We start from the raw sequence: 12,124 nt of genomic DNA on the forward strand, positions 1-12,124 counted from the left end.
AAGAAGCACAGCACGCCGGATCGCGGTAGGCTGCCCTCACAGGAAACGTTCAGAAAAGGGGTTGAGATGGCCGAGTCGACGAAGCCGGCGAAGAGCACCAAGTCGGGATTCACTGCCGATGAACGAGCTGCGATGCGGGAACGGGCCAAGGAACTCAAGGCGTCGGCGAACCGTGAGGAGGCCACGAAGGCCGTCCTGGCGGCCATCGCCGAGATGCCCGACGAGGAACGTGCCGTCGCGGAGCGTCTCCACGCCGTAGTGACCGCCGCAGCTCCGCAGCTCGACCCGAGGCTCTGGTACGGACAGCCCGCCTACGCCAAGGACGGCGCCATTGTCGTGTTCTTCCAGAATCCGTCGAAGTTCAAGACGCGCTACACGACGCTCGGTTTCAACGACTCGGCGAAGCTCGACGACGGCTCCATGTGGCCGACGTCGTTCGCCATCACCTCGCTGACGGCCGAGTCGGAGAAGGCGATCGCAGCCCTGGTGACGAAGGCTGTCGGCTGACCTGTCGCGGTGCACCGGTGGTCCGTGGGCTGAACGGCATGGCGGCCGACCGGCCGCACGGCATCCGCTCGCGCAATGTGTCCGATAATGCACATTATGACAAGTAATAGTGTGCGAGACACCAAACGCGCCTACCGGGGCTCCCCTGCCTCAGGATGCCGCGGATTCGAGCATGCGCGTCAGCAGGAGCGCGAGGACGCGGCTCTCGTCCTCTGAGAGCCCGGACGTCAGGGGCCGGAGGTCCCGGGCCGCGTCGTCCTGCAGTCGCTCGGCGAGCTCGCGCCCGGCGCCACTGAGGAACACCTCGATGGCGCGACCGTCGGCGGCATCCCGAGCTCGTTTGAGCAGGCCCCGCTTCTCAGCCCGATCGACGAGCCCTGACAGCGTCGACTTCTCCAGGCCGAGATGATCGGCGAGATCACTCATGCGCAAGCGCCTGTCGCGCAGGATCGCCAGCACCCGCAACTGCGTCAGGGACAGGTCGTGCTCCGCGCTCAGGCGATTGAGGACGGCCATGGTGGCGAAGGACGCCTGCACGAGGCCATCCATGAGGGTGAGGCTCCCGCCCTCCCCCGCTATCGCGGTCGGCATCCCGTCGGTCGTCATGTTGCCATGCTATCTGGATTAACTTCGTGATACCAACTATTATTGGTTCGTATCGCCAATTAATTGAGGAATCCCCATGCATGCAGCAGTCGTCAGTTCGTTCGATGCCGTCCCCGAATACCGCCGGTTCGAGAACCCTGTTCCGACCGGGCCGCATGACCTCGTGGTCGACGTGCTCGCGAGCGGGCTGCATCCCCGAGTGCGTTCCCAGGCCGACGGCTCCCACTACACCAGCACCGACGAACTGCCGCTGATTCCGGGCATCGATGGCGTCGGTCGCGGCGCCGACGGCACGCTGCGCTACTTCATCCTTCCCGACACGACCCGAGGCTCGATGGCCGAGCGGACAGTCATCGACGTGCGACGCAGCATCGTCCTCCCCGCCGACGCCGACCCCATCGCGATAGCCGCCGCCATGAACCCGGCGATGTCGTCCTGGGTGGCGCTCCGTCGCCGCACGGCCTTCGACCCCGCGTCGAATGTCCTCATTCTCGGTGCCACCGGCAGCGCGGGCAGGATGGCGGTTCAGGTCGCACGGCTCCTCGGCGCCGCCTGCATCGTCGCCGCCGGTCGGAACGAGTCCAGCCTCGCTGAGCTCGTGGAGCTCGGCGCCACCTCGACCGTCCTGCTCGACATGACGGACGACGAGGCCGCCGCCGCGACAGCCCGACGCCTCGGCGCAGCATCCGCCGACGTCGATGTCGTCATCGACTACCTCTGGGGCGAGCCGACGGCGGCGGCCATGGTGGCCGTCGTCAGTGCGCGCGCTGACAGGTCCCGACCCCTCACCTGGATCGAGATCGGATCTGTCGCCGGTGTCGAGGCACCCATCCCCTCGGCTGTGCTCCGCGCTTCGAGGCTCCAGATCGTCGGCAGCGGGCAGGGCTCGGTTCCAACCGCCGACATCGTGGCGGAGCTTCCGGCTCTCGTCGAAGCCATCAGCGCCGGCGCTTTCGCGATCCATGCCAGAGCCGTACCCCTCGCCGACGTCGCGACCGCCTGGGCCGCGCCATCCGTCGGGACAGAGCGCGTCGTCTTCACTCCGTGAGCCATCGGGGCTGACGGCGAGCCCGCGCGACTGACACACTGGCCAGACGGGTCACGCTCGCGCGCGACCTGTTGCCAGGAAAGGATGCCGTCATGATCGGACGCAAGGACTACACCCAGGACGAACTCGACCATGCCCGATCCCAGATCGTCGACCAGCTCGCCGCCTACGAGGTGCTGGCCGGCACCGTGAGCGAGCCCGCGGGCATCGCCGCCCTCGAGGTCTTCTCCCCCGGCTTCTTCAATGCGCTGCTGCTCGCTCTCGACAGGCCGTTCGTCCACCGCCTCCACCTGGTGACGGGCACTGACGGCAACGCCCTCAACGAGGTCGAGGTGCTCGTCGACTCGCTCATCAACCACGGCGGGTATCTCCAGCCGAGCTCGGAGATCGCACTGGACCCCGCGACCTCGATCACGGGTCTGGCCGTCGGCGACCAGATCCGCCTGGACGTCGACCAATTCGAACGACTGGCGGCCGCCTTCTACGTCGAGATCGAGAAGAAGTTCATCATCGAGGCAGCCGAGTTCGACTGATCGTCATGGGTGGCCGCCGTCAGGTGTCCTTCGTTCACGCACGCTCTGGTGTGTGCCGCGGATCGAAACCCCAGGGAAGCTCGAGTCCATGCGCGGCCATGAACGCCGAGTCCGACAGCAGCATCCGAGTGGGCCCGTCGGCCACGATCCTCCCGTGATCGAGCACCAGCGAGCGGGGGCAGAGCTCGAGAGCGAACGGCAGGTCGTGCGTGACCACCAGCAGTGTCGCCGGCAGCGCATCGAGCGTCGCCGACAGCTCCCGCCTGGCGGTCGGGTCCAGGTTGGACGTCGGTTCGTCGAGCACGACGACATCCACGTCCATGGACAGGATGGTCGCGATCGCCGCCCGGCGGCGCTGCCCGAGGGAGAGGTGCTGGGGATGCCGAGAAGCGGCATCCGCGAGCCCCACTCGGTCCAGGGCCGATGCGACCCTCGCCTCGAGCTCCTCCCCGCTAACACCGAAATTGCCGGGACCGAAGGCGACGTCCTCCCCGACCGTCGGCATGAAGAGCTGATCGTCGGGGTCCTGGAAGACGAGTCCGACACGTCGACGGATCTCCCGGACGGTGTCTCGCGAGAGCACGATGCCGCCGACCTCGATGGAGCCGGCGATGGCCATGAGGATGCCGTTGAGATGCAGCATCAGCGTCGTCTTTCCCGCCCCGTTGCGACCGAGTACGGCCACTCGTTCCCCGGCGTCGATGTCGAAGCTGATGCCGTCGAGGACGGTGCGAGCCGGGGCGCGACCCGATGGATACCCGAATCGGAGATCTCGAACCGAGATGCCCGCTCCCCTGTTCTCACTCACGGCCTACCGGGTTCCTCGAAGCCCCGCGAGAGCATCGCCAGATGCACACGCTCTCCGCGTGCGTGCGACCGTACGAACAGCACTCCGACTCCCTGCGCCAGCACACGCCACGAGCGTGGGCCGCGGGCGGTGAATCCGCGGGATTCGCGCGCGGTGCGCATGCGCGCGGTCTCGCCGACGATCAGATCGAGGTATCTCAGCATGAACCCCATGATCGAGGTGAGCTGATGCGGCAGGCGGAGAGATCCCAGGGCGAGCACGATCCGCCGCGGGTCGGTCGTGCTCACGAGCACCACCACGGCGAGAATGACGAGCGCAGCCTTGACCAGCAGGCCCCATGCTCCCCAGAGCCCGGCGACCGATAGCGACAGCGGTCCGATCTGCACGCTCGGTCCCGTCGCCACGAAGGGCAGCACCAGGGCGAAGATCACGAAAGGCACCTCAATGAGCATGCGACGGACCACGGTGCCAGGCGGCACGCGGGCGATCACCAGCAAGGAGATCACACCGGCCCCGTAGATCGCGAAGGCGATGAACCATTCGCGTGGTGTCGCGACGACGACGGCGGCGAACGCCACCAGCGCGACGACCTTGGCGCGGGCTGACGCACGGTGGAGCAGAGATCGTCCGTCCGGGCCCGCCCAGACGGTCGTCATCGCGTCAGTCATCGGTCGACCGGCGTCGGGCGATCCGACCGACGAGCATGGCGAGGCCGAACGTGAAGGCGCATCCGACGGCACCGGCCAAGGCCACCGAGAGCGTCGGGTCGGCGATCCCCAGGAAGCTGTATCCGGCGAATGGACTTCCGGCGGCAGCGCTGGCCTGTGCCGACGCGAGGAATCCAGTCGACCCGGCGACGGACTCGAGACCGTCGGGCAGGGTGGACGCCCAAATGCTGACGACGCAGGCGATCAGCAGCGACGCGACGACTGCGACCACGGTGAACACGCGGGTGGAGACCCGGTGCCGGGAAGTCTTCGACGGCGGTGTCCTGTTGGTCATCATGCGCGAACCCTCTCGCGATCCCTGGCCTCGGCGAGTCGCACGTACCTCGCCCCGTAGACGAGGTCGGGGCGGGTCGCGACAACGGATGACACGACGAGCCCCGTGATGATCGCCTCGCCGATCCCGATCACGGCATGCCATCCGATCATCGCCGCGAAGACGGCATCGAGCGGCACAGCCACGGCCCCTCCGACGGCGAAGAGCACCACGAATCCCGCGGCTGCGGTGGGAACCGAGACGAGGGCGCCGATGGCCGAAGCCACCGCCTCCGTCCAACGGCGGCGCGGGAGTACGAGTGCGAGCCCCCGGAAGACAGACCAACCGATGAGCACTGTCACCACGCCCATGAGGGTGATGTTCGTTCCGAGCGCGGTGATGCCTCCGTCGGCGAAGAGGAATGCCTGAGTGATCAGGACCACGCTCAGGCACAGCAGGCCGGTGGCCGGTCCGACCAGCACCGCGGCGAGGGCACCCCCGATCAGATGGCCACTCGTTCCGGCGCCGACGGGGAAATTGATCATCTGGGCCGCGAAGATCATTGTCGCGACGATCCCGACCATCGGTGCCTTGCGGTCATCGACGAACTCGGCCCGCGAGCGTCGGAGGGCGATCGCGATCGCCCCGGAGGCGAGCACGGCAGTGCCGATCGATGTGGGCAGGTTCAAGAACCCGTCAGGAACGTGCATCCGCGTCCTCTCATGCGATCGGTTGCCAGCTGCCGCTCACTCTATTGCGACCAGGTCGCACCTGGCGAGGGTCGAAGCCGGTGCGGAGTGCATTCGACGTACACGGCGGCCGGGCGTCGTGCCACGATGGACGAATGGCGAGCGTTCCCTCTCAGCACGATGCCACGGACGTGCATGAGCATCGGCATCGTGAGTCGCGGGACAGAGATCGAGATGCCGCAATCGCGTCGTTGCGTGCGCATGGTGAACGGATCACCGAGGCCCGGCGCGCCGTCATCGATGTCCTCTCCAGCAGCCACGAACATCTCAGCGCCGAGCAAATAGTCGCCGCACTGGAATCGTCACGGCCGGTGGTGCATCGGGCCACCGTGTACCGGACTATGGATGTCCTGGCCGATCTCGGCGTCGTGTCGCACCTGCATCTACCGGGCGAGGCGTCCGTGTACCACCTGGTGGCTTCGCCGACCGGGCACGAGCACCTTCACGCGCACTGCCGCGTCTGCGCAGCCGTGACGGTCATCTCGGGTGACACCCTGGACGTCGCATCCGTCCGCATCACGGAGGAGACAGGCTTCCGCCTCGAAGCACTGCAGTCCACGCTCATGGGAATCTGCGCCGATTGCACCCAGAGATCCGCGAGCTCGTGATGTGCGCGCCGACGTGGATATGAAGGCCGCCGACGGGCTGATCGGCGGTCACCCCGTCAGGGTGATGCGATGCCCCCGAGGGCCTGTGAGCCTAGAGGAAAACAGGTTGGGGAGTACCAGATGGCGTCTTTCGAAGCACGATCCTCAGGTCCGGGAGTCATGGTCGGTCCGACCAGCGAGTTCAGCCTGTTCTTCCGAGTCAAGTCCGGGCAGGGTGAGTCGCTGAGAGCCGCGTTGAAAGACCTGCAGCTGACACCCGGCTACAGGCCCGGCGACTACGGAATGGCGATCACGACGATCCATGAGGCTCGGTTCGTACTCTTCGACGACGACACCAGGCTTGCGTTCATCACCAGCTTCGACGGTCCGTGGGACGCCTACATGGAGGACTTCTTCAATTCGGGGCCGACGCTGGCGCTGTTCGACGTGATCTTCAGGCACACGGAGGGCTACGGCGGGCTGCCCGATCTCGCTGCCGAGAAGGAATTCATCCTCAGCGCGCAGCAGACCGCCGCCGCCTACGCCCGCAACTACCCGGGCACCGTGAAGGAGATACGCAAGGCCGAACGAGTCAATGCGGCGTTCCAGCGCGTGCTCGATCATCCCGATGCCGCGGCGGCACTGCAGCATCCGGCGCTGCAGCCGCTTCTCGAGGAAGCTGCGGACTGAGACTCGTGTCGGATCACATCTCCGGCCCCAGAGCCCTGGCCAACTCGATCGCCGACATCACTGACGTCTTCGCCTTCCCCAGCCCAGAAGGCACGGGGGCACTCGTCGTCGTGATGAACACGCTTCCCTTCGCGAAGGTGTCCAACGCATTCTCCGAAGGCCTGATCTACCGATTCCGGGTGCGGCCTCTCACTGCCAATGCCCCGGGCGCCCAGACGCCTTTCAGCGCCGGACCCGAGCACGGCGCCGTCGAGTTCGTGTTCGACTGCGTGTTCTCCCCGCCCACCGATGTGGACGGTGAGTCCTTCGAGCAGGTGGGGACGTGCCTGACCCCCTCGGGTGATTCCGTCTCCTTCCGGGTCAACGACGAGAATGGTGGATCAGATCACGGGGTCCGCGTCTTCGCCGGCGCTCGGTGGGATCCGTTCATCCTGGACGCCCCGGCCGCCCTGAAGACCGTGGCGATCGGCGAGCTCGCTTTCGCGGATCGCGGGCAGATCTACATGGACGGCAAGAACGTCCTCGGGCTGGTCGTCGAGATCGATGCCTCGCTCCTCGGCGGGGCCACCTTCGTCGGCGTCGTCGCCGAGACGCTGACGCGCGGCACGTTCAACGTGCGCATCGAGCGGGTCGGGCGACCCGAGGTGAAGAACCTGATCCTCGGGCCGATGCAGTTCGATCCGGTCAATCAGGATCTCGAGATCCGCGACCTCTACAACATGGAGGATGCATTCCACATCCAACATGGCTATGAGGGTGCGTACAGGGCTCGCTTGAATGCCAATCTCGCCTTCTGGGACGGCCTGGACGGCACGACCGACTGGCCGCTGAACGGCGATGTCCATCCCCTGACCGAGCTCGTCCTCGCTGACTTTCTCGCCGTCGACGTGACGAAGCCGTACCAGGAGAAGGGTTCCTTCCTCGAGATCGAGCTCGCAGCTCTCCGAGGCCGTCCCCACGAGACGTGCGGTGGGCGGACGATCAATGATGACGTCATGGACACCTTCTTCACGACCCTGATCAATGCCGGGAACGGCCCGACCATCCGCGATGGTGTCGACAAGTCGTCACGGCCGGCGTCACGCGAGTTCCCCTACCTCTCCGCACCCAACCCCAACCCGCCTGAGAAGCCGGAACATCACTGAGCATGAGCACAGCAGCGCCCGTCACCCTCGAACTCGACGACATCCAGAGTGGTGCCCTGCATGAGCGACCGTCGCCGTATGTCGGCGCCTACCTGATGCTCCGCATCGACGATCGGGCCGACGGCCGAGAGCTCGTCCGACGGTTGCTGAGGCTCGTGGACTCGGGTGTTCCTTCGCACGATCCTGACCACGACGCGTGGATCACCGTCGCCTTCACCTATCAGGGACTGCAGGCGCTCGGGGTCCCCCAAGCCTCGCTGGACAGCTTCTCCCCTGAATTCAAGGAGGGGATGGCGGCACGCGCAGCGCAGCTGGGAGACCTTGGCGAGAGCAGCCCGGAGCACTGGGAGCGCCCCTTCGGAACGAACGAGATTCATGTCGCGATCGCCGTGCTCTCCCCCGACATCGCACGGCTCGATGCAGTCGCTGACAAGGCACGTCGGGCCCATCAGGAGCTCGACGGCATCACCGTGGTCTGGCGGCAGGACTGCTACCAGCTGCCAACGGGGCGCACTTCGTTCGGATTCAAGGACGGCATCAGCCAGCCATCCATCGAGGGCAGCGGCAGGCCGGCGTCGAATCCGCACGAGCGTCCGCTCAAGGCCGGCGAGATCGTGCTCGGCTACCCGGACGAGACCGGCGAGCTGCCGCCGATGCCGACGCCCGACGTCCTGGGTCGCAACGGCACCTACGTCGTCTTCCGGAAACTGCACACCAAGGTCGCGGACTACCGGCAGTACCTCCGCGCGCGGGCGGTGAACCGCCACGAGGAGGCTCTCCTCGGCGCGAAGATGGTGGGGCGCTGGCAGGGCGGCGCCCCCTTGGCCCTCTCCCCCGACGTGGACGACGAGGCACTCGGCAGTGATCCCCGGCGTCACAACGACTTCCTCTACGGAGACGATCCTCGCGGGTTCAAGTGCCCTGTCGGTTCTCACGCACGCCGGGCCAATCCCCGAGACGGGCTCGACGGCGATGGCAGCGTCGATGTTCGACTGCACCGGATGATCCGGCGCGGCACGAGCTACGGCCCGGAGCTTCCCGACGGGGTACTGGAGGACGACGGCGAGGAGCGCGGCATCATCTTCGTCTTCGCCGGAGCGCATATCAAGCGGCAGTTCGAGTTCGTCAAGACCCAGTGGCTCAACGACGGGATCTTCATCGGCGCTCCGAACGAAGCGGATCCTCTCGTGGGGCCGAGTGAGGGCACGGGGAGTTTCACGATCCCCCAGCGGCCGATCCGGCGCCGTCTCCAGGACCTTCCCCCGTTCGTGATCACGCGCGGCGGCGAGTACGGTTTCGCCCCGAGCCTGTCCGCGATGCGCTGGCTCGCGGATCTGCCGTGAACCGATCCGACCAAGGAGAGCACGATATGGCTGAATCCTCCCGTGGCACCGATCGCTGGCGGGCGCTGGACTTCGCCCCGCCCGCCGCCGATGCCGAAGAACCCGAATCGTCAGTACTCGTCGAGTACCGCCACGCGGACCAGATCGCCGTGATCACCTTGAACAGGCCGCATGCCGACAACGCGATCACGACCGAGATGGGGGCACGCCTCACCGAGATCGTCGAGACCATCGCCGTCCGAACCGCCGTCCGCGTCGTGGTGCTCACGGGCGCAGGAGAGCGGGCTTTCTCTGTCGGCAGCGATCTGCGGCAACGGAAGAGCATGACGAAAGAGGATTGGTTGCGCCAGCGCCAGGCCTTCGACCGCACCCTGTACACGGTGCGGCAACTCCGCAAGCCGCTCTTCGCGGCCGTCAACGGGATCGCCTACGGGGGCGGCAGCGAGCTCGCCCAGAGCTGTGATTTCATCATCGCTTCGGAGAACGCCACCTTCGGGCAGCCCGAGGCGATGCTCGGCCTCTCCGCCGGCGGCGGCTCACCGGTCTTTCTGCCTCGCCTGCTCGGAACAGGGCGCGCGATGCAGATGCTCATGACCGGCGACCCGCTCACGGCGGCCGAGGCGCACAGGCTCGGCATGGTCAACGAGATCCACACACAGCAGGAGCTTCCGGCTGCTGCGCAACGGATCGCCGAGAAGATCGCCGGCAATTCACCGACCGCCGTCCAGGCCGTCAAGAGGGCGGTGCGGCTCGGCGAGGGGCAGCCGGTCGAGCAGGCCATCGCGATCATGATGGACGAGCACTGGCGATCCGCGGTCCATCCCGACCGGATCGAGGGAATCGGCGCCTTCAATGAGGATCGTGATCCGATCTTCCGCGATTCCGACTTCTGATCGCCACGAACCGATCACCACGAACAAGGAGAAGTGCCATGTCAGTCACCGACGAACTCCTCGCCGCACGCTCAGCGCTGCAGATGATCAACCCGGCGCCGTACAACGCTGAAGCGCCGCCAGCAGCGCTGACGACCGCGATCACGCCCACCGAGTTCCACTACATCCGCAGCAACTTCGCTCTGCCGGACCACGACGGAACGTTGGAGATCGGCGGCGCGGTCGACCATCCGTTGACGTTGACCCTCGAGGAGCTTCGAGCGATGCCCGCGCACTCGCTGGACGTCACCCTCGAATGCGCGGGGAACGGCAGGCTGGAGATGCGACCGCTGCCGACTGGCGAGCCGTGGGGCGACTACGCGGTGTCCACAGCGCGCTGGACCGGCGTCTACCTGCACGAGGTGCTGGCCCTGGCGGGTCCAACCGCCGACGGTACCGACGTGCGTTTCGAGGGAGCCGATCACGGCCCGTACCACCTCAATCCGGTGTTGGCGGAGACGCACAGGGACGATCTGAGCTTCGTTCGCGCCCTCCCGCTGGCCACGGTCGCCGATCCGGCTGCCGAGATCCTGATCGCCTACGAGATGAACGGCGCTCCCCTCGGCCGAGACCACGGATCCCCGTTCCGGCTCATCGTGCCGCATTGGTACGCGGTGGCGTCGGTGAAGTGGCTCAAGCACATCGACGTTCTGACGGAGCCGTTCGTCGGCGAGTTCCAGACCGGGCACTACATGTACGAGTGGCCAGACCGGGCGCACGAGCCCGTCGAGCTCATGCGTGTCCGCGCGCGCATGACAGCGCCGGCCGCAGCATCGACGATCACGGCCGGCACTCACACGGTGCGCGGAAAGGCGTGGTCGGGCACTGGTCCGGTCACCCGAGTCGAGGTCAGCCTCACCGGAGCAGGGGAATGGTACCCGGCCACCCTCGAGCCGCCGACAGGCCCCTACTCCTGGCAGGACTGGTCGTACGAATGGGAGGCCACGGACATCGGCCGCCACACAGTCCGCGTCAGGGCGACGGATGCAGCAGGAAACGTCCAGCCCGAGGTTCCGCCGTGGAATCGTCTCGGATATGGGAACAACGCCATCGAGGTCGTCTACATCGACGTCATCTGACGCCATGCGGAGGCAGCCGGTGGGAATCCGGCCTGCGCACTGATGTGGGCGACTGGGCGACCCAGCGCCACATCAACCGACGAGCAGAGCCGTGATGCCCGCCGCCGCTGACACGGCGGCGATCACCAGCGCTGCGCTGATGAGCACGGCGTGCACGGTGAAGAACTTCGTGCGGTGCCCGTCTGCGTCTCGTGCCCGCGGATCGGCAGAGATCCGGCGGAGGAAAGCAGGCCAGACGACGACGTTGAAGACGGCGTTCACGAGCAGGAGCACGGCGAGCAGGGTGTTCATCCCGGCCAGCCTAGCCGCGCGCGAGAGGGTCCCCCGCCGTTCTAGGGTGGAGCGATGAGCACCGAGAACGAGCCACGCCGTCGCCCCGTCACCGTCGTCACCGGAGGTGGCCGCGGCATCGGTCGAGCCATCTCCGAGCGCCTGGTGGCCGATGGCCACGACCTCGCGATCACCTACCGGGAGCGGGGAGCCGATGCCGAGGCTGTCGCCGAGGCCCTGCGCGCGTCCGGCGCCGACGTGCTGGTCATCGCCGCGGACCTCGGCGACGCCGGGCAGGCAGCATCCGTCATTCCGGCCGTCCTCGGGCACTTCGGGTCCTTCACAGGTCTCGTCAACAACGCCGGGATCACGGGACGGATCGGCGGCTTCCTCGAACTCGACACCGAGGAGTCCCGCACCGTGTTCGCCGTCAACGACCTCGCCCCGCTCATCATGTCCCAGCAGGCGATAGCTCACATGGCGACCAACCGCGGCGGTGCGGGTGGGTCGATCGTGAACATCTCCTCCGGCGCGGCCACGACGGGTGCACCTGACACCTACGTCCCCTACGCCATGAGCAAGGCCGCCCTCGACGCCATGACGCTCGGGCTCGCGAAGGAGTTCGGCCCCTACGGAGTCCGCGTCAACACGGTCTCGCCCGGGACGACGCACACCGAGATCCACGCCAGCGCTGGGCGCCCGAACGCGCCGGCCGAACGCGCGCCTCGCATTCCCATGCGTCGTGCCGGCCAGCCTGACGAGGTCGCCGGAGCCGTCGCATTCCTGCTCGGACCGGATGCCTCCTACATCTCGGGTGCGAACATCCGAGTGGCCGGCGGCAACTGA

16 protein-coding genes are annotated in these 12,124 nt (G+C 66.9%); 10 read left to right on the forward strand and 6 right to left on the reverse strand.

The genetic code is table 11. The features are described 5' to 3' along the window. Positions 1 to 66: 66 nt before the first annotated feature. The gene (locus ASF30_RS00100; protein ID WP_055899798.1) at positions 67 to 507 is read left to right on the forward strand and encodes an iron chaperone; all 441 of its coding nucleotides are present in this window, start codon (positions 67 to 69) and stop codon (positions 505 to 507) included. A gap of 150 nt (positions 508 to 657) precedes the next feature. On the opposite strand, the gene ASF30_RS00105 is transcribed toward ASF30_RS00100, so the two are convergent. Then, the gene (locus ASF30_RS00105; protein ID WP_200918404.1) at positions 658 to 1,113 is read right to left on the reverse strand and encodes a MarR family winged helix-turn-helix transcriptional regulator; all 456 of its coding nucleotides are present in this window, start codon (positions 1,111 to 1,113) and stop codon (positions 658 to 660) included. Between the two features lie 76 nt (positions 1,114 to 1,189). Here ASF30_RS00105 and ASF30_RS00110 point away from each other — a divergent pair, with 76 nt between their 5' ends. Beyond that, on the forward strand, positions 1,190 to 2,161 hold the full coding sequence (locus ASF30_RS00110; RefSeq protein ID WP_055899801.1) for a quinone oxidoreductase family protein: 972 nt from the start codon (positions 1,190 to 1,192) through the stop codon (positions 2,159 to 2,161). Positions 2,162 to 2,253: 92 nt separating this feature from the next. Next, positions 2,254 to 2,694, forward strand: a complete 441-nt coding sequence (locus ASF30_RS00115) for a hypothetical protein (RefSeq protein WP_055899804.1) — start codon at positions 2,254 to 2,256, stop codon at positions 2,692 to 2,694. Between the two features lie 34 nt (positions 2,695 to 2,728). Here the strand turns inward: ASF30_RS00115 and ASF30_RS00120 are convergent, their stop codons facing one another. From ASF30_RS00120 to ASF30_RS00135, 4 genes are read right to left on the reverse strand one after another with little or no spacing between them, the layout of a single operon-like run. Then, positions 2,729 to 3,502, reverse strand: a complete 774-nt coding sequence (locus ASF30_RS00120; RefSeq protein ID WP_055899807.1) for an energy-coupling factor ABC transporter ATP-binding protein — start codon at positions 3,500 to 3,502, stop codon at positions 2,729 to 2,731. After that, a complete protein-coding gene (gene cbiQ / locus ASF30_RS00125) occupies positions 3,499 to 4,158 on the reverse strand; it encodes a cobalt ECF transporter T component CbiQ (RefSeq protein WP_055899810.1) in 660 nt (219 codons plus the stop codon). Before cbiQ ends, ASF30_RS00120 begins: the two co-directional genes overlap by 4 nt. 4 nt (positions 4,159 to 4,162) lie before the next feature. Further along, positions 4,163 to 4,507, reverse strand: a complete 345-nt coding sequence (locus ASF30_RS00130) for a PDGLE domain-containing protein (protein ID WP_235480217.1) — start codon at positions 4,505 to 4,507, stop codon at positions 4,163 to 4,165. Beyond that, the gene (locus ASF30_RS00135) at positions 4,504 to 5,193 is read right to left on the reverse strand and encodes an energy-coupling factor ABC transporter permease (RefSeq protein WP_055899816.1); all 690 of its coding nucleotides are present in this window, start codon (positions 5,191 to 5,193) and stop codon (positions 4,504 to 4,506) included. Before ASF30_RS00135 ends, ASF30_RS00130 begins: the two co-directional genes overlap by 4 nt. 134 nt (positions 5,194 to 5,327) lie before the next feature. Here ASF30_RS00135 and ASF30_RS22120 point away from each other — a divergent pair, with 134 nt between their 5' ends. The 6 genes from ASF30_RS22120 to ASF30_RS00170 all read left to right on the forward strand — a co-directional run bounded on the left by ASF30_RS22120 (position 5,328) and on the right by ASF30_RS00170 (position 11,008). After that, positions 5,328 to 5,840, forward strand: coding sequence for a Fur family transcriptional regulator (locus ASF30_RS22120; RefSeq protein WP_082467343.1), 513 nt, complete (start codon positions 5,328 to 5,330; stop codon positions 5,838 to 5,840). Positions 5,841 to 5,999: 159 nt separating this feature from the next. After that, positions 6,000 to 6,509, forward strand: coding sequence for a hypothetical protein (locus ASF30_RS00150; protein ID WP_055899825.1), 510 nt, complete (start codon positions 6,000 to 6,002; stop codon positions 6,507 to 6,509). A 5-nt stretch (positions 6,510 to 6,514) separates the two neighbouring features. Then, positions 6,515 to 7,654 (forward strand): DUF4331 family protein, encoded by a 1,140-nt coding sequence (locus tag ASF30_RS00155; RefSeq protein WP_055899828.1) that lies wholly within the window; start codon positions 6,515 to 6,517, stop codon positions 7,652 to 7,654. 2 nt (positions 7,655 to 7,656) lie between these two features. Next, positions 7,657 to 8,997: a Dyp-type peroxidase gene (locus ASF30_RS00160; protein ID WP_055899831.1), complete on the forward strand. Its 1,341-nt coding sequence runs from the start codon at positions 7,657 to 7,659 to the stop codon at positions 8,995 to 8,997. A 26-nt stretch (positions 8,998 to 9,023) separates the two neighbouring features. Further along, entirely contained in the window at positions 9,024 to 9,890 is an 867-nt protein-coding gene (locus ASF30_RS00165) for an enoyl-CoA hydratase/isomerase family protein (RefSeq protein WP_055899834.1), read from the forward strand. A gap of 38 nt (positions 9,891 to 9,928) precedes the next feature. Next, positions 9,929 to 11,008 carry a sulfite oxidase gene (locus ASF30_RS00170; RefSeq protein ID WP_055899837.1) on the forward strand — a complete coding sequence of 360 codons (1,080 nt, stop codon included), beginning with the start codon at positions 9,929 to 9,931 and terminating at the stop codon, positions 11,006 to 11,008. Positions 11,009 to 11,080: 72 nt separating this feature from the next. Here the strand turns inward: ASF30_RS00170 and ASF30_RS00175 are convergent, their stop codons facing one another. After that, complete coding sequence (locus ASF30_RS00175) at positions 11,081 to 11,299, reverse strand: SCO4848 family membrane protein (protein ID WP_055899840.1); 219 nt, start codon at positions 11,297 to 11,299, stop codon at positions 11,081 to 11,083. Positions 11,300 to 11,353: 54 nt separating this feature from the next. Between ASF30_RS00175 and ASF30_RS00180 the strand changes: the two genes are divergently transcribed. After that, entirely contained in the window at positions 11,354 to 12,124 is a 771-nt protein-coding gene (locus tag ASF30_RS00180; protein ID WP_055899843.1) for an SDR family NAD(P)-dependent oxidoreductase, read from the forward strand.

Source organism: Leifsonia sp. Leaf264 (genome assembly GCF_001422325.1).
Classification (GTDB): domain Bacteria; phylum Actinomycetota; class Actinomycetes; order Actinomycetales; family Microbacteriaceae; genus Orlajensenia.

Excerpts from the sequence above, each read along its gene's own strand:
- ASF30_RS00100 (WP_055899798.1), top strand. The coding sequence starts at position 67 with ATGGCCGAGTCGACGAAGCCGGCGAAGAGCACCAAGTCGGGATTCACT.
- ASF30_RS00105 (WP_200918404.1), bottom strand. The coding sequence starts at position 1,113 with ATGACGACCGACGGGATGCCGACCGCGATAGCGGGGGAGGGCGGGAGC.
- ASF30_RS00110 (WP_055899801.1), top strand. The coding sequence starts at position 1,190 with ATGCATGCAGCAGTCGTCAGTTCGTTCGATGCCGTCCCCGAATACCGC.
- ASF30_RS00115 (WP_055899804.1), top strand. The coding sequence starts at position 2,254 with ATGATCGGACGCAAGGACTACACCCAGGACGAACTCGACCATGCCCGA.
- cbiQ (WP_055899810.1), bottom strand. The coding sequence starts at position 4,158 with ATGACGACCGTCTGGGCGGGCCCGGACGGACGATCTCTGCTCCACCGT.
- ASF30_RS00130 (WP_235480217.1), bottom strand. The coding sequence starts at position 4,507 with ATGATGACCAACAGGACACCGCCGTCGAAGACTTCCCGGCACCGGGTC.
- ASF30_RS00135 (WP_055899816.1), bottom strand. The coding sequence starts at position 5,193 with ATGCACGTTCCTGACGGGTTCTTGAACCTGCCCACATCGATCGGCACT.
- ASF30_RS22120 (WP_082467343.1), top strand. The coding sequence starts at position 5,328 with ATGGCGAGCGTTCCCTCTCAGCACGATGCCACGGACGTGCATGAGCAT.
- ASF30_RS00150 (WP_055899825.1), top strand. The coding sequence starts at position 6,000 with ATGGTCGGTCCGACCAGCGAGTTCAGCCTGTTCTTCCGAGTCAAGTCC.
- ASF30_RS00160 (WP_055899831.1), top strand. The coding sequence starts at position 7,657 with ATGAGCACAGCAGCGCCCGTCACCCTCGAACTCGACGACATCCAGAGT.
- ASF30_RS00165 (WP_055899834.1), top strand. The coding sequence starts at position 9,024 with ATGGCTGAATCCTCCCGTGGCACCGATCGCTGGCGGGCGCTGGACTTC.
- ASF30_RS00170 (WP_055899837.1), top strand. The coding sequence starts at position 9,929 with ATGTCAGTCACCGACGAACTCCTCGCCGCACGCTCAGCGCTGCAGATG.
- ASF30_RS00175 (WP_055899840.1), bottom strand. The coding sequence starts at position 11,299 with ATGAACACCCTGCTCGCCGTGCTCCTGCTCGTGAACGCCGTCTTCAAC.
- ASF30_RS00180 (WP_055899843.1), top strand. The coding sequence starts at position 11,354 with ATGAGCACCGAGAACGAGCCACGCCGTCGCCCCGTCACCGTCGTCACC.